This is a genomic window from Acinetobacter sp. 'aerobic (ED)' (assembly GCF_904886855.1).
Classification (GTDB): domain Bacteria; phylum Pseudomonadota; class Gammaproteobacteria; order Pseudomonadales; family Moraxellaceae; genus Acinetobacter; species Acinetobacter courvalinii.
Genome location: NZ_CAJHGI010000006.1, coordinates 15,165 through 31,639, shown reverse-complemented (window position 1 = coordinate 31,639; position 16,475 = coordinate 15,165). Strand labels below are relative to the sequence as shown.

At 42.2% G+C, this 16,475-nt stretch carries 14 protein-coding genes; 10 read left to right on the top strand and 4 right to left on the bottom strand.

The features are described 5' to 3' along the window. Positions 1-8: 8 nt before the first annotated feature. Entirely contained in the window at positions 9-785 is a 777-nt protein-coding gene (locus tag JO943_RS12960; RefSeq protein ID WP_005231035.1) for a M48 family metallopeptidase, read from the bottom strand. 204 nt (positions 786-989) lie between these two features. Then, positions 990-1,697 carry a cAMP-activated global transcriptional regulator CRP gene (gene crp, locus JO943_RS12955; RefSeq protein ID WP_004772727.1) on the bottom strand — a complete coding sequence of 236 codons (708 nt, stop codon included), beginning with the start codon at positions 1,695-1,697 and terminating at the stop codon, positions 990-992. Between the two features lie 148 nt (positions 1,698-1,845). Here crp and JO943_RS12950 point away from each other — a divergent pair, with 148 nt between their 5' ends. Then, on the top strand, positions 1,846-2,268 hold the full coding sequence (locus JO943_RS12950; RefSeq protein ID WP_005231034.1) for an OsmC family protein: 423 nt from the start codon (positions 1,846-1,848) through the stop codon (positions 2,266-2,268). 71 nt (positions 2,269-2,339) lie between these two features. Here JO943_RS12950 and JO943_RS12945 read toward each other — a convergent pair whose 3' ends face one another. Next, positions 2,340-3,140, bottom strand: coding sequence for a M23 family metallopeptidase (locus JO943_RS12945; RefSeq protein WP_202740985.1), 801 nt, complete (start codon positions 3,138-3,140; stop codon positions 2,340-2,342). A gap of 263 nt (positions 3,141-3,403) precedes the next feature. On the opposite strand from JO943_RS12945, the gene clpB reads away from it, so the two are divergent. Further along, positions 3,404-5,983: an ATP-dependent chaperone ClpB gene (clpB, locus tag JO943_RS12940; RefSeq protein WP_005286635.1), complete on the top strand. Its 2,580-nt coding sequence runs from the start codon at positions 3,404-3,406 to the stop codon at positions 5,981-5,983. A 165-nt stretch (positions 5,984-6,148) separates the two neighbouring features. Next, entirely contained in the window at positions 6,149-6,568 is a 420-nt protein-coding gene (locus JO943_RS12935) for a hypothetical protein (RefSeq protein ID WP_005286631.1), read from the top strand. A gap of 13 nt (positions 6,569-6,581) precedes the next feature. On the opposite strand, the gene rlmKL is transcribed toward JO943_RS12935, so the two are convergent. Further along, the gene (gene rlmKL, locus JO943_RS12930) at positions 6,582-8,786 is read right to left on the bottom strand and encodes a bifunctional 23S rRNA (guanine(2069)-N(7))-methyltransferase RlmK/23S rRNA (guanine(2445)-N(2))-methyltransferase RlmL (RefSeq protein ID WP_202740984.1); all 2,205 of its coding nucleotides are present in this window, start codon (positions 8,784-8,786) and stop codon (positions 6,582-6,584) included. A 286-nt stretch (positions 8,787-9,072) separates the two neighbouring features. Here rlmKL and JO943_RS12925 point away from each other — a divergent pair, with 286 nt between their 5' ends. From JO943_RS12925 to JO943_RS12895, 7 genes are all read left to right on the top strand, one after another. Further along, complete coding sequence (locus tag JO943_RS12925; protein WP_199948929.1) at positions 9,073-9,441, top strand: hypothetical protein; 369 nt, start codon at positions 9,073-9,075, stop codon at positions 9,439-9,441. 141 nt (positions 9,442-9,582) lie between these two features. Beyond that, positions 9,583-10,599 (top strand): aspartate carbamoyltransferase catalytic subunit, encoded by a 1,017-nt coding sequence (locus tag JO943_RS12920; protein WP_202740983.1) that lies wholly within the window; start codon positions 9,583-9,585, stop codon positions 10,597-10,599. 12 nt (positions 10,600-10,611) lie between these two features. Next, positions 10,612-11,844 carry a dihydroorotase gene (locus JO943_RS12915; RefSeq protein WP_202740982.1) on the top strand — a complete coding sequence of 411 codons (1,233 nt, stop codon included), beginning with the start codon at positions 10,612-10,614 and terminating at the stop codon, positions 11,842-11,844. 204 nt (positions 11,845-12,048) lie between these two features. Next, on the top strand, positions 12,049-12,618 hold the full coding sequence (locus JO943_RS12910; RefSeq protein WP_202740981.1) for a hypothetical protein: 570 nt from the start codon (positions 12,049-12,051) through the stop codon (positions 12,616-12,618). 304 nt (positions 12,619-12,922) lie between these two features. Continuing rightward, the gene (locus JO943_RS12905) at positions 12,923-14,338 is read left to right on the top strand and encodes an OmpA family protein (protein WP_202740980.1); all 1,416 of its coding nucleotides are present in this window, start codon (positions 12,923-12,925) and stop codon (positions 14,336-14,338) included. A gap of 184 nt (positions 14,339-14,522) precedes the next feature. Beyond that, entirely contained in the window at positions 14,523-15,572 is a 1,050-nt protein-coding gene (locus tag JO943_RS12900) for a DUF1311 domain-containing protein (protein WP_202740979.1), read from the top strand. An 81-nt stretch (positions 15,573-15,653) separates the two neighbouring features. Beyond that, complete coding sequence (locus tag JO943_RS12895; protein WP_202740978.1) at positions 15,654-16,427, top strand: Rossmann-like and DUF2520 domain-containing protein; 774 nt, start codon at positions 15,654-15,656, stop codon at positions 16,425-16,427. Positions 16,428-16,475 lie beyond the last annotated feature (48 nt).

Sequence of the window (16,475 nt, the reverse complement as noted above, 5' to 3'; positions counted from 1 at the left end):
GCTATGAATTAGCGGCGTTTATTATAAACCGCCATTGCTGCCGGTAAGTTCTTACGCATGTCGCCAATACGTTGAGTGTTTGACGGGTGAGTAGACAGGAATGATCCACCACCAGCGCCATCAAGACGGTTCATTTTTTCCCATAAGCTGATGGCTGCATTCGGGTTATAACCTGCTTTTGCCATTAACATTAAACCGCCGTAATCGGCACGACTTTCCAGATTACGTGAATAAGGTAGACCGATACCAACCTGGCTGCCTAAATCGATCGCAGCGCTACCTAGATCGCCAATGCTGCTACCTGCATATGATTTACCTATACCAATTGCAAGGTTAGTTAAAGCCTGTGCACCGATTTTGCTTTTTGCATGCTCTTCTAGGGCATGGGTCATTTCATGGCCCATTACCGCCGCAATTTCATCATTGGTCAGGTTGAGTTTGTTGACAATACCGGTATAGAACACCACTTTACCGCCAGGCGCGACATAAGCGTTGACAGTGTCAGATTTTAAGACCGCAAGTTGCCAGTCAAAACGTTGACCAGTCTGGTTCATTTGATCCGCATAAGGCTTTAAGCGGTTAAACACGGTATTAATACGTTGATAAGTACTTGAGCTGCTATCCAGCTGATTTTTAGCACGTGCTTCCTGCGTCATTTTTGAGAAACTTTGTGCTGATTGCGCATTTAATGTCGCGCTGTCCGCACCCGCCATATCTGCGAACGAAGCACAGCCAGAAATGGTCATCACAGTTACAGCACATAGGCTTAAAGCTAATTTCTTCATACTTATTCTCTCCAAATCAGTATCTTATGAATATAGTCATGATCACGGTGGATTATAAAAAATGTTTACAGCAGTTAACATTCTGAATAGCTCTATAATCATTGTAATTATGTAATCGGCATTGCTTATAATTTATATTTAAGCAAATAAAAGCCAGTGGCATTGCACTGGCTTTAAAATAGATCAATTTAATTTAGCATTAAATTAATCTTCGTCATCATACTCATCTTCAGGGAAGGCATTCTCTTCTAAAGAAGCATCAAAGATTAAGATAGCCTTACCATCAGTTTGAATCATGCCCTGATCTTCAAGTGTCTTGAGGACACGGCCAACCATTTCACGAGAACAACCGACAATACGGCCAATCTCTTGACGGGTAATACGAATCTGACGGCCATTCGGTAAAATCATTGCCTCTGGTTGAGCAGATAAGTCAATTAAACAACGCGCAATACGACCAGACACATCAATAAATGCCAGATCGGTTACTTTACGTGTGGTATTTTTAAGACGGCGAACCAGTTGAGCAAACACAGCATAGCTTAAATCTGGATATTGCTTGCTTAACTCGTGGAAATTGTCGTAAGTGATTTCTGCAATTTCGCAGACATCGCGTGTACGTACTTCTGCGGTACGCTGAGGGTTCTTTTCAAAAAGCCCCATTTCGCCAAAGAAGTCACCTGGATTGAGATAGGCAACTACGATTTCTCGTTCGTCATCTTCACGTAAGATAATTGACACTGAACCTTTTAATATTAAATACAGTGATTTTGATTCCGTTCCAGCGTCAACAATCGTGGTGCGTTTAGGATATCTATTAATATGAGCACGTTTTAGCAGCGCTTTAACTGATTCAGGGAGTTGACCTGGTGATAAAGCATCAGTGCTAAGTTGTGAAAAATTTGAAGTCATGCTTAAAATTTCCGAATTTGGATAAAACCGATCGCACAGACCCTTGGAAGAGCCTTTTCTACACAGAAGAGATGAAATTCCTTATCAACTCATTTTATGTTAGTGTACAAGAACAGAGTAAATTTATAACGTTTTTCGGGTAGTTGCAATGCAAACAAGTGTACATTGGTTAGAGAATGTTGCTTTTGAAGCAAAATCAGAAAGTGGCCACAGTGTGGTGATGGATGGTTCTGCCGAATATGGCGGTGAAAACCGTGGTCCACGTCCTATGGAATTGATTTTAATGGGACTTGGTGGGTGTGCTTCGTTTGATATTGTGACCATTTTAAAGAAATCTCGTCAAGATGTGACCGATGTCGTATGTCAGCTTAAAGCGGAAAGAGCGGATAGCATTCCAGCGGTATTTACCAAAATTCATTTGCACTTTATCGTCACCGGTAAAGCGGTAAAATCAAAACAGGTGGAAAAGGCAGTCGAATTGTCTGCCGAGAAATATTGTTCAGCCAGCAAAATGCTGTCTGATGGCGGTGTAGAAATTACCCACGACTTCGAAATTATTGAAGCGGCTTAAGGCTTAAACTATTAAGTTTTGCTAAAAAATGATCGGTTTTTGCACCGATCATTTTTTATTAGGGATTCTGTTTATTTTAAAAATAATTGTGGATCTACCCGAGCATTGTTCAGGCTCATTCCCCAATGTAAATGTGGCCCTGTGACGCGTCCTGTCTTACCGACCAGTCCGAGCACTTCGCCTTGCTGGATGTGTTGACCTTTTTCTACATTAATTTTGCTGAGATGGCAGAACATACTGATCAGCCCTTGCCCATGATCAATTAGTACCGTATTGCCATTAAAGAAATAGTTGCCTGTCCCGACAACCACACCCTCTGCAGGCGCAACGACTTTTTGTCCCACTGGCGCGGGAATATCGAGGCCAGAATGCTGAGCACGTTCTTCACCATTGAAAAAACGTTTTCTGCCAAAAGAGTTGCTAAATTTACCTGCTGTAGGGCGGATGAAAGCAGGAAAGCTGTGCCAGCTACTCGGCGTAAATGAATTATAAATATCATTTTGCTCTTTTGCTTCACGTGCATAGCGATCAAGCTGGTCCTGATTCGGATTGACATAGTCCTGATTCTTGACGTTTAAACGCTGCTCAGCATAACGGTATGGCGTTACTTCGATCTGAATCGGCGTGGTATTGGTAGTTAAGCTCAAACTGCCTAATGGCGCAGAAAGTGGAATACCAAATACGGCATAACGCTGTGTGCCTTCCTGAGTAATGAGTACAGGTTTTTGCTCATAAAAGACCTGAGTGGTATTTGCGCTTAAGGGAATGACTGCAATCCCACCAGCGCGACGTGAATCTTGTGGAAGTTGGGCAAATGCCGAATGAAGAGGCAGCAGGCAAGCTGCACCCAATAAAATTTTTTTTAAGTACATGAGCGTCATTTTGAATCAACTAAAGGGTTAAGCTAAATCGTTCAGTGAAAAATCACAATCATAATTGTGTTTAGAACGGAACAGACAGAAAAATTATACAAAATATACTTGAAATAGATTGTTTATATACCCATATTATTACTGAGTTTTATTCATTTTGTATTTTATAAAATATTGAAAAATATATAATTTTTTATTTGAAATTTAAAAAAGTGTTCCCATCTAAGTGATAAGTTAGAAATTTGTTGTGAGGAATAACAAGAATGCGTTTTGAAAAATTTACAAACCGCTTACAGCAAGCACTCTCAGATGCACAATCATTGGCAATGGGTAAAGACCATACCTCGATTGCAGGTATTCATATTCTTGCTACTTTATTGGAAGAACCTGCTAATTTGAGTTTGTTGCAACAAGCGGGCGCGCGTTTACCAGAGTTAAAGCAGAAGCTGGAACAAGCCGTGCAAAATGCACCAACATTGGCAAATCCTACTGGTGATATCAATCTCAATCCTGAAGCGGTAAAGGCGCTGAATTTAGCTGACCGTTATGCACAGAAAGCAGGCGATGAGTTTTTATCAACCGACTGGGTGTTACTTGGTCTAGCAGAAACCGGTGAAACCAAAACCATTTTAAATAGTGTAGGGGTTACACCTGAAAGTTTACGTAAAGTAATTGAAAATATTCGAGGAAATGACAAAGTCATGAGCAATAATCATGAAGATCAACGTGACTCACTGAATAAATATACCATTGATTTAACCGAGCGTGCCTTGGCCGGTAAACTTGACCCCGTGATTGGTCGTGATGACGAGATTCGCCGTACCATTCAGGTATTATCACGCCGTACCAAAAATAACCCGGTGTTGATTGGTGAGCCAGGGGTCGGTAAAACCGCGATTGTAGAAGGTCTGGCGCAACGTATTGTCAACGGTGAAGTTCCAGAGAGCTTAAAGAACAAGCGTGTGCTTTCACTTGACTTGGGTTCATTACTTGCGGGTGCAAAATATCGTGGCGAATTTGAGGAGCGTTTAAAAGCAGTCCTCAAAGACCTTGCCAAGCACGAAGGTGAAATCATCCTGTTTATCGACGAGCTGCATACGCTGGTTGGCGCAGGTAAAGGTGATGGCGCGATGGATGCAGGTAATATGTTAAAACCTGCTTTGGCACGTGGTGAATTGCGTTGTGTGGGTGCGACCACTTTAGATGAGTACCGTCAATATATTGAGAAAGATGCTGCGCTTGAGCGTCGTTTCCAGAAAGTGTTGGTGGATGAGCCGAGTGTTGAAGATACCATTGCGATCCTACGTGGTCTTAAAGAAAAATATGCAACCCATCACGGCGTGCAAATTCTCGACTCGGCCATTATTGCTGCAGCGAAGATGTCGCATCGATATATCACGGATCGCCAGTTACCCGATAAGGCGATTGACCTAATTGATGAGGCTGCGTCGCGCATCAAAATGGAAATCGATTCCAAGCCAGAAGCGCTGGACAAACTTGATCGCCGCTTAATCCAGTTGAAAATGCAATTGGAAGCGGTGAAAAAAGATGAAGATGCGGGCAGTAAAGCTGAAGTGAATCATCTTGAGCAGCAAATTGCGGAAAAGCAAAAAGAGTACAACGATCTAGAAGAGATCTGGAAAGCTGAAAAAACCCTGGTTGAAGGTGATAAGAAGGCACAGGTTGAACTTGATCAGGCACGTAGCGCTTTGGAAAAAGCCAAACGTGAAGGTGATCTGGCTGAAGCTGCACGCTTGCAATATGGCGTCATTCCAGAGTTGCAAAAACGTCTGGAACAAGCTGAAGTTGCGGAGGAAAATGAAGAGCCGAAGCTGATTCGTACCAAAGTCACTGAAAACGAAATTGCTGAAGTCGTGAGTGCAGCAACAGGAATTCCTGTGGCGAAAATGCTACAAGGCGAACGTGAAAAACTTCTCAATATGGAAGAATTTTTGCATAACCGTGTGGTTGGGCAGGATGAAGCTGTGGTTGCGGTTTCCAATGCAGTACGTCGTTCACGTGCTGGCTTATCCGATCCGAATCGTCCAAGTGGCTCATTCCTGTTCCTTGGTCCGACAGGGGTAGGTAAAACCGAGTTAACCAAAGCATTGGCTAACTTCCTGTTTGACAGCGACGATGCCATGATTCGTATTGATATGTCCGAATTCATGGAAAAACATTCCGTGAGCCGTTTGGTCGGTGCACCTCCGGGCTATGTCGGTTATGAGGAAGGCGGTGTCTTAACTGAAGCTGTGCGCCGTAAGCCATATAGTGTGGTGTTATTCGATGAAGTGGAAAAAGCGCATCCAGATGTCTTCAATATCTTGTTGCAAGTCCTGGATGATGGACGCTTAACCGATTCTCAAGGTCGTGTGGTTGACTTTAAGAATACGGTGATCGTAATGACCTCGAATCTGGGTTCGCAAGATGTACGTGAACTTGGAGAAGGTGCAACCGATGATGAAGTACGGGCAGTGGTGATGAGTGCGGTCACGCAGCATTTCCGTCCAGAGTTTATCAACCGTATTGATGAGCTGGTCATCTTCCATTCGCTGCAAAAAGCACAGATTCGTGGTATTGCAGATATTCAGTTAGATCGTTTACGTACACGTTTGAGTGAACGTGATATGGGCTTAACGGTGGATGATACTGCTTTTGATTTATTGATTGATGCAGGGTTCGATCCTGTCTATGGTGCACGTCCATTGAAACGGGCGATTCAGCAACAGGTGGAAAACAGTCTGGCTCAGAAAATCCTGTCTGGTGAGTTCCAGCCTGGCGATAATATCCTGATCAAAGGCGACAGTGGTCATCTGGTGTTTGATAAGTTAAAACTGAGCTAAACCTAGTTTAGAGTATGACCCAAAGATGGTGATGAAAATCACCATCTTTTTTTGTATTGGTGCATCTGGTCAGATTTTTAGAGGAATATTACCAATGACATTGCCACTGCTATAAAAACTTGATAGCTTCAAAAGAAATAAGAACAAGATTCAGGATGAATTAAAATGCAAAAAAATAGACATCATTACACAGGCACGTGTGTGATTCTGTTGTTCAGCGCTTTATCTTCTATCGGACATGCTGCACAGCCATTGCCGGAGGGAACACTGTCTTTGCAAACAGGGGCACTAAATAATGCCTTGCCAAATATCATTATTAAAGCTCAACAGGATGCATTAAAGCCTGCGGAAGAGCGTTGGCGTTCACAGCGTGTACTAAGTGACAGGAATTTGCGTGAAATTCGTGTCAGCATGCTTGCTGAAGGAGGTTTTTCAGCTTACGAAGAGCAGAAAAAAACCACAGTGATGGATGTTCGTGAGAAAAGAAAAGCGACCATAAAGCCTCATGCAGAGGCTCCTGATCGCTTTATGATTTATGAGTTTGACTCACCGAATATCAAAAAAAGTAAAATTACTTTTCGATGAGTATTCTAAACACTTAAATACTTGGGTGCTGAATTTTCCAGGCACGATGGATTTTCTGATTGCGTTTAAAATCCAGACCAATGGTTTCAGAGGTGATTTCTTCGACCTGATACATGCCCTCAATCTCTTCATCTAGCTCAAAACCACGATAGTTATTTGAGAAGTAGAGCGTACCGTCACTGGTTAGGCGGTTCATCGCGCGTTTAAGCAATGAAACATGATCACGCTGTACGTCAAAGGTACCATAGAATTTCTTCGAGTTAGAGAAGGTTGGCGGATCAATGAAGATCAGATCATATTGCTCATGACCTTCTTTAAGCCACTCAAAGCAGTCACTGGCGAAGAACATATGTTGTTCATCGGCATGATCTACGGTTAAACCATTCAGAACAAAGTTCTCTTTCGACCAGCTTAAATAAGTATTAGATAAATCGACACTGGTGGTACTGGCTGCGCCACCTAAAGCAGCATGTAAGCTGGCCGTAGACGTGTAGCTATACAGATTCAGGAAATGCTTGCCGCGTGCTTCTTTGGCAATACGCAAACGCATCTGGCGGTGATCCAGGAACAAACCCGTATCCAGATAATCGGTCAGATTCACTAGAATACGCGCATTGCCTTCTTGAACGATAAAGCGTTTAGAGGCCGTACTCTGTTTGGTGTACTGATTTGTTCCAGCTTGGCGAGCACGGGTTTTAATAAAGATCGCATCACGATTGAGTCCTGTGACTGCTCGGATCGCTGCCAGACCAAGGTTAAAACGTTTTTTTGCTTTTTCTGGGTCAATTTTCTTTGGTGGTGCATATTCTTGTACATGCAATTTGTCACCATACAAATCAACTGCAATATTAAAGTCTGGTAAATCAGCATCATATAAACGTAAGCAATAGATATTTTCTTTCACTGCCCACTTTTTCAAAGTTTGCATATTCTTTTGCAAACGGTTGGTAAAGTCTTCGGCACCTTCAATCGGTTCAAATTGTTGTGGTTGCCAATTGGCCAGGAAGGGCTGGGTTACAGTCGCAGGTTTGACTGTACCAAAACGGGTATAGATCGGTAATTTACCGTTCATCAAACGCAAGGTTTGTGGGTCGTTAAATGCCAGTACGTCTGCCTGTTCAATTTGAGCGGCGATGATCGCTGCACGCTGATTTGGGAAATTCTTTTGCAGTAAAGCAGATAAACCGAGATATAAAGAACGATTCGATGCTTTGTCACCTAAACGTTCGCCATACGGTGGATTGGTAACGATGAAAGCTTTTTTACCTTCGGCATGGAAATCATCCCAGTCGGCCAAAGTACGTTCTTCAATCTGGATCTGATCCAGTAACTTTTCAAAACCGGCAGCGATAATGTTCTGGCGTGTCGCTTTTACTGCTTCCCAGTCGGCATCATAGGCATAGAATTGGGGTAAGGGTTGCTGTAAGGCTTTTTCATGACGCTCGGCGGCTTCGGCTTTGAGGGTCATCCATAATTCATGGTCATGTCCATGCCAGCCATTAAAACCAAAACGGCGAACCAGACCAGGTGCGCGGTCCGTCAGAATCAAGAGTGATTCAATAATAAAGGTACCTGAACCACACATTGGATCGAGGATAATATCGGGTTGATATTGTGCCAGTTGTGCTTTCTGTAAAATTGCCGCAGCCAGATTTTCTTTAATTGGGGCATCGGTCATAAAACGGCGATAGCCACGTTTATGTAAAGAATCACCAGATAAGTCCAGGCAATAGGTATGTGCGGTTTTACCCGCCAATACATAGAGTGTGATTTCTGGTTGCTTGATATCAATACTTGGACGTTTGCCCACAGCTTCCATAAAGGAGTCGACCACACCATCTTTAACACGGAGTGTCGCAAACTGGGTATTGACCTTAATTTCACGTTCAACATGCAAACGAATGGCAAAAGTACTTTGTGGTGCAAAAATCAAAGACCAGTCAAAGCTGATCGCACCTTCATAGAGTTCTTCAGCAACATCACGTGCGTCATGGGTATGTTCAAGTTCATGGGTATGAATCGGTAACAGTACTCGAGAGGCAAGACGCGACCACATACAAATGCGATATGCATTTTCGAGTGTGCCTTTAAAAACCAAACGTCCAGCGAAGCGTTGAATGTTCTGAATCCCTAAATCTTCGAGTTCTTGTTGTAATAAGGTTTCAAGTCCATCCGCACAGGTCACCCAATAGTTTGTCAGACGTTGTGTAGAATTCATGCACATTTCCAAAAAAGCAGTTCAGCAATCGGCTATTTTAACTGATTTTTGTTTGTTCTGTCGGTGCATATTTGTGTGATTGTTAGCTTTATCAGCAATTCATCCTACTTTTTTGACGAAATGTTGTCGACCTCAACTTTTTTAATGTCAGTTGATGTCGTGCTGAGAATTGTTTTGTTGAAAAGTTGGTACATGTTTTGCTTTCTAAATCAGTACTACATCAGTGAGCAATTTTACTTAAAGCTGATGAAAATTAAGAATTTTAATTTTAGGCTGTGGGGATGTTATGAAAGAAAGCATGAACAATGAAGTACTGGTCAATGCCGAAGCTTTTACGATTGCAACTCAAATGTATGTGCGCTTAAGACGTGTTTGTGGACGTGTCATCGATGTGATGTATCTGGTCAATAATCAGGAGTATGCCAAACATGTACTGGATATTGCTCTGGATACGCAAGATCCAGAGTTGCAGCGCTTTGTGGCACGCTTGAGACCATTGATTGCGTTATATCCTGAAGCTTGTTCTTCACATGTACTGGAGAATAATTTGAATGTTGAAAAAGATATGGTTTCAGATGCCTACTCAATGGAAGTGACCGAGGAAGAAATTTATCAGGCTCAGGTGCATCATCACTATATTGGTGCATTACGCTAAGTTATAAGTCATTTAAAGTAGAGAAAATAAAAAGGATGTAATGGGAAGTACATCCTTTTTTACTTAAGTGCTGAAAACTTCAACGACGCAGCAAAACTAAAGTCTGTATAATGCCTTAACTTAACGTGTTAGGAATCTCTTATGCACTTGGCGGCATTGCATACTTTGAGTCAGATCCAGCTCAACCAACAAGGAAATCTAAAACACTTTTTAACAATTGAGGGTCTTTCTAAAGAAACCTTGACCAAGATTTTAGATACAGCGCAAAGCTTTTTAGATGAAAATAATAATTTGATCAACCGTCCGTTACTTGAAGGACTGACGGTCATGAATCTGTTCTTTGAAAACTCCACCCGTACCCGTACCACCTTTGAAGCGGCAGCAAAACGTCTGTCTGCCAATGTCTTGAATATCGATATTGCGCGTTCAAGTACATCAAAAGGTGAAACGCTACGCGACACCTTGTGGAATCTGGAAGCCATGGCGGCAGATATTTTCGTGGTACGTCACTCCTCATCAGGGGCAGCACATTTTATTGCCAAAGATGTCTGTCCAAAGGTCGCGATTATCAATGCGGGGGATGGTCGCCATGCGCATCCAACTCAGGCCATGCTGGATATGCTGACCATTCGCCGTGAAACCAAGAAACCCTTTGAAGAGCTGACAGTTGCCATTATTGGTGACATCAAGCATTCACGTGTGGCACGTTCGAATGTCGCTGCATTGCAAACATTGGGTTGTAAAGATATCCGTGTGATTGCACCCAATACCTTATTGCCCGTCGGCTTTAATGAATATGGTGAGCATGTTCGCCTGTTTAATAAAATGGATGAAGGTGTGAAAGATTGTGATGTGATTATTGCCTTACGTATTCAAAATGAACGGATCGACTCACCAGCCTTATCATCACAGGCTGAATTCTACAAAATGTACGGCTTAAACAAAGAGCGTCTGACACTGGCGAAGCCGGATTGTATCGTGATGCATCCTGGACCAATGAACCGTGGTGTGGAAATTGACTCGAGCGTGGCAGATGGCGATCAGTCGGTGATTTTAAAACAGGTCACCAACGGTATTGCCGTTCGTATGGCAGTACTGGCACTTGCGATGCAAGGGCAGTTACAAGAACAAGGTTTAATTGAAGCGATTGCACTGTAAGGGATAGATCACATGAGTATTGTAAAAATTGAAAATGTCCGTGTGCTCGATCCGATTCAACAGACTGATCAGGTGCAAACGGTTTATATTGAAAATGGTAAGCGCATTGATGCCGTTGACCAGGTTGATGAAACACTCAATGGTCAAGGCAAATGGTTGATGCCGACCATGGTAGATTTGTGTGCACGTTTACGTGAGCCAGGCCAGCAACAGCATGGCACCTTGAAATCGGAAGGAAAAGCTGCACGTGCCAACGGTATTTTGCATGTCATCACACCGCCAGACTCAAAACCGATTGTGCAGGACAATGGTGCCCTGATTCATGGCCTGATTGAAAAAGCGCAACTGGATGGTGGTATCTACTTGCATATTATTGGTGCACAAACCCAAGGTTTAAATGGCAAGCAACCTGCCAATATGGCCAGTTTAAAGAAGGGTGGCTGTACTGCGGTTTCAAATGCCAATGCGGCATTTGAAAATGATGATGTGGTGATCCGTACCCTTGAATACGCCGCTGGCTTGGGTTTAACCGTGGTGTTCTATGCCGAAGAACCACAAATTGCCAAAGACGGTTGTGCGCATGAAGGTTTTATTGCCTCTCGCCAAGGTTTACCGATGATTCCTGCGATTGCAGAAACCGTTGCGATTGCCAAATATCTTCTGATGATTGAAGCAACTGGGGTGAGAGCACACTTTGGTTTGTTGTCTTGCGGTGCATCGGTCGATTTAATCCGTGCAGCAAAGGCCAAAGGCTTACCGGTAACGGCAGACGTGGCCATGCATCAATTGCATCTTACCGAGCATTTAACGGATGGCTTTAACTCACTTGCACATGTGCGCCCGCCATTGCGTTCGGAACAGGATAAGCAATTATTACGTCAAGGTGTAAAAGAAGGTGTCATTGATGCCATCTGTACCCATCACGAGCCTTTGAGCAGCTCGGCGAAAATGGCACCGTTTGCAGAAACCCAACCGGGGATTACGGCATTTGATACCTATGTCGCTCTAGGCGTACAACTGATTCAGGAAGGACTGTTCGAGCCGTTGGAATGGGTCGCAAAAGTGACCTCGACGCCAGCACAAGTTGCCAATATGACAGAACGCTGGATGCAGGAAGCAGGCTGGGTGCTGATTGATCCGGAACTGCAATGGACGGTGTCTAAAGAGACCATCCTTTCACAAGGCAAAAATACTCCGCTTATCGGTCAGCAATTGACCGGCAAGGTTGTGAAGACCTTCGCATAACAGATTAAGTCCTTTTTATATCAAGCGGAACAGGAGCTAAGTCTTGTTCCGCTTTGTAAACTGTGATGTAGATATTGTATTTAAATTTTATAGAATTGATGAAAAACAAGAAAAACAGCTTAAAGTGATGATATAAATGAGAGATGTCTTACATAAAATTATAAAAAAGAGAAATAATCCATTCTAATAATTGGAGCTTAAACAATGTCTATACATCCGATGGAGTTGCTTAAACAAAAAGTTTCATCTGTGATTGTGAATGATCAAACCAGTCTTGTGAATGAAAAAAATGATGTTTTATCAAGATTTTATCCTGTCTTATTATATCGTTTTCTGGAAAAGCCGGAACTGGTCGATAAATTAAGAGAGAAATTAACCCCTTCAATTTCAGACCTGCTGGAAGACAATGAACGGGTCAAAAATGCATTGCTGTTAAGACTGGCAGCTGGAAAAGTTTCTGTGGCTGAGGTTGAAATTACCTTAAATCGGGCAATTCCTAAAAGTCTGGCGGTTCTTTCCAATGAAGTAGGTAATGATGCGATCAGGATCATTTACTATTTAAGAGACCATAAGGCCTCTATTTATTCTTTATTACCGTGCTGGACCACTGAAGTCTTGTCGCAATTAAATGAAAACGCTCTACAAGAGCAAGTACTCGATGTCATTCCTACAATTCCGAGCGTTCCCGATGCGAAAAAAACCAACAAGATTTTTCCGTTTCTTACGCTGCTTTTTGGTTTTTCCCTGATCTTTTTATACCATCTCAGTAAATGAGGTCGGATGCGATGAATATCGGTTTTTATATTATTTTAATTTTTAAAGTAAAAATAAAGAAATTAAGTAGTTGTGTATGTGCTTGGTGATACTAACGCGAGGGCCTGAACTGTTAAATAAATATACAGATTTCATATTTTTATTTGTAAATTGTGATGTAAGTATTGTATTTAAATGATATCAAAACGAATAAAAAAAATACAAAAGATTAGAATGAAAAAGCAGCAGTTCACTTGAGCTTAATTTTTTAGCATTTCTTGAGTGTTCTGAATATTATAAATTTAATGTGTTGGAGTGAATAACAATGTCAATAAACCCAATGGAACTGTTAAAGCAGAAAGTGACTTCGTTGATCGTAAATGATCAAGACGGTCTGGCAAATGAAAAAAGTGCTCTTTTATCCAGGTTTTATCCCATTTTACTTTCTATCTTGGCGGCAAGGCCTGAACTTATTCAGAAATTAAAAGATTCGATTTCACCGTCATTATCAGATTTATTAGGCCATAATGAACAAGTCAAGAACGCGCTTCTGAGCAATTTAAGTAACGGGCAGCTTTCCAGTGCTGAAACAGAACAGACGTTGAATCAGGCGATTCCAAAAAGTCTGGCCGCTTTAACCAATGAAGCGGGAAATGATACACAAAGCATTGTGAATTATTTAAAACAGCATATGGATTCGATCCGCGCTCTGTTACCCGCATGGGCGGTCGGTCTGTTGGCACCTCTGGGTTTGGTCTCCAGCGCCTCTGCATCAACATCAAATTTCGCCCAAGGCTCGGCAGCACCAGCGACCAAATCACGTGCCTGGTTGCCGATTGTAGCCATTATCATTCTCGGTTTACTGGTGGCCTGGTTGTGGAAGTCATGCCAGCATAAACAAACCACTGCTCCGGTAAATGATGAGGCGAATTCAGCTTCACAAGTGGCGACAGATGCTGCGCCAGCAAGCTTATCCTTAACCACAGATGCTTCGGGTAACTTGGCGCAATGTCAGGTGGGCGTAGGGGATCAAGGGTTTTTGGCGACCATACAGGCCAAAGTGAAAGAAGTATTTTCTGCAAATCAGCAATGTAGCGTTGATACCACAACCAAGCATGCTGGAACATTTATGGATCAGGCGGGCCTTGCCGGTGTTTTAGGTCTGCTTAAAGGTGTACCGAATGTTTCTCTGGACTGGATTGGTGACAAGATTACCCTGAAAGGTGGAGATGCGAATCAACTGAACGATCTACTTGGGAAAATTAAAGGGCTTGTACCTAATACCGAAGTGGTGGTTGAAGCACCTATGACTGCGGCAGACTCTGTGAGCCATAGTTTAAATGCCGCACAGGATGCTTTGGCAAATATTGATGCCAGTCAGGTGGATATTAATGATGTGATCAAGGCTTTAAATTTACAGATTATCAATTTTGCAACTGCATCAAACCAGATTCCAGATGAAAATAAAGCCATTCTGGATAAAGCTGCAGCTTTAATGAAAAATACCAAAGATGCAAAATTAACGGTGGCGGGATATACCGATTCAACCGGTAATGCCAATAGCAATAAAACCTTATCGCAAAAACGTGCTCAAGCTGTGGTGGATTATTTGGTCAGTCAGGGTGTCGCTGCTGATCAGCTTACAGCGGTAGGTCATGGCGCAGATAATCCAGTGGCTGATAATACCACTGAAGAAGGGCGTTTTAAAAACCGCCGTATTGAGTTCTCAGTTACGCCATAAAATCAGCGTTAAAACATAATATAAAGGAGCTATTCAGTCGATAGCTCCTTTAATTTTATCTAATAAATGAATTAAAAACCCGATCACTTAATTTATTTAAATCAAATATAAGAAAAGACTCGAATAAGTCGAGTTAAATTGAGTAGAATACGCCCGAAAAAAACAAGATAACAGGGTAATTAATATGAATAAGTTTTTTATATTCACCTCTTTAACCGCAGCAGTTTTATTGACAGGATGCGATAAATTCAAACCTAAAGATAAAGTTGAAAATGTTGAAGCCGCAGTGTCCGAATGGAGTTGTACCAATCAGGATAACCTGAATAATATTCAGGCTGCATTAAAAAAGGCATATTTAAAGCAGATTGATCGTAGCTTGCGTGAAAGTGAATATCAGGCAGATTATGATGTGCTGGACAAGATTAACAAAGGTCTGAAATTTGAAATCAAAAATGTGCGTACTTTAGATAATACGGACACTGAGCAAGCTTCAAAAACATTATTAGATTGTGATAGTCAGCTGGTGATTTCATTCCCTAAAGGCTTACAGAAACGTGCTGAAAATGCTTATCTTGAAGAGCAGAAATATCAAAGAGATGGCGAGGATGAAGGGCAGTCAAACTATATCTTGGGTGATTATTTCTCAGATAGCGACTATCCATTAAAGCTGGAAGATGACCAGTTGCGTGGTGACTTTACCTATAACCTGACCAAAACGGATAAAGATGGTGTGGTATTGAATATTCCGGATCAAAACGCCGTGATTGATGGGGTGGTGTTTATGGCAACCAAAGCAGTGCATTACATGGCCTACCTCAAAGAAAACCGCTTGATTGAACAGAATAGCGAAAAGGCGCAGCAGGAGTATGATGCAAATTCATCTGCTCAGATGGAACTGGCGCAAAAAGCAATGGATATCCGTAAAAAAGAGCTGGATGCGGAAAAGAGCAAGCAGGTTGAGCGTTTGAACCAGACCTGGGACAAGTTCAGTGCCGAGCAGAAGGCACAATTGCAGCAGGATCAGTCAGACTGGTTTGAGAAGCGCGATGTGGATTGTAAAGTACTCTCACAGAAAAGTGTCTATGATACGCCTGAGAAAGATCGCGAAACCTATCAGAAGCAGGCGGGTTACTGGAACGACGCGATGCATAAGCAAGATCAGGATATGCAATATACCAAATGCTTTATTCAGCGCACGATTGAACGCGTTGTTTACTTAAATAATGTCAATTAAGTGAACAAGCAGAAAAGGACGAATTGATTCGTCCTTTTTTTATTGGCATGCTTAAGCAAATCACGTGTTTAGATAAAGTTTATGAAAATTACATTGATCGGTGCAGGGCGTGTTGCCATACATTTAGCTAAAGTCTTACAGTTACAGCACCAGATTGTTCAGATCTTTAGTCGAGACTTACAGCGTGCCCAGACCCTTGCCAATCTTGTCAGTGCTCAGGCAATTGATGATGTGAGGCAGCTTAATCCGCAAACAGATTTGGTGATTATTGCGGTCAGTGATCAGGCAATTTCCAGTGTAATTGAGTCGATTGCACCTTATTTATCAGACAATCTGATTGTGCATACCTCAGGCAGTACCAGTGTGTCGGTTCTGCAAAATAGTCATCATCGGGCAGGTGTGTTTTATCCCTTGCAAACTTTTAGTTTTGACAGGGACGTAAACTGGATAGAAACGCCTGTGTTTGTTGAAGCTGTTGAGCCACAGGATTTAACTTTTTTGACGGAATTAGCAAACAGTTTAAGCCATCGTGTCTATCAATATAGCTCTACTCAACGTCAAACTTTACACTTGGCAGCAGTATTTGCTTGCAATTTCAGTAATTACTGTTATGACATGGCAAAGCAGATTGTCGATGCCGAGCAGGTGGATTTTAGCTTACTCCATCCACTGATTTTAGAGACTGCAAACAAAGCTACGACTAATGATCCCAAGGATATGCAGACTGGCCCCGCAATGCGAGGAGACCACAATATATTAAAAATGCATCAGCAGTTATTGGGAGATTCTAATCGTTCTGACTTGCAGAATATCTATACTTTAATGAGTGAAGCGATATTAAAACGGCATCAATAGCACCTTTTAACAATAAGTATACAAAATAGACAAATCAGTCTGTTTTGT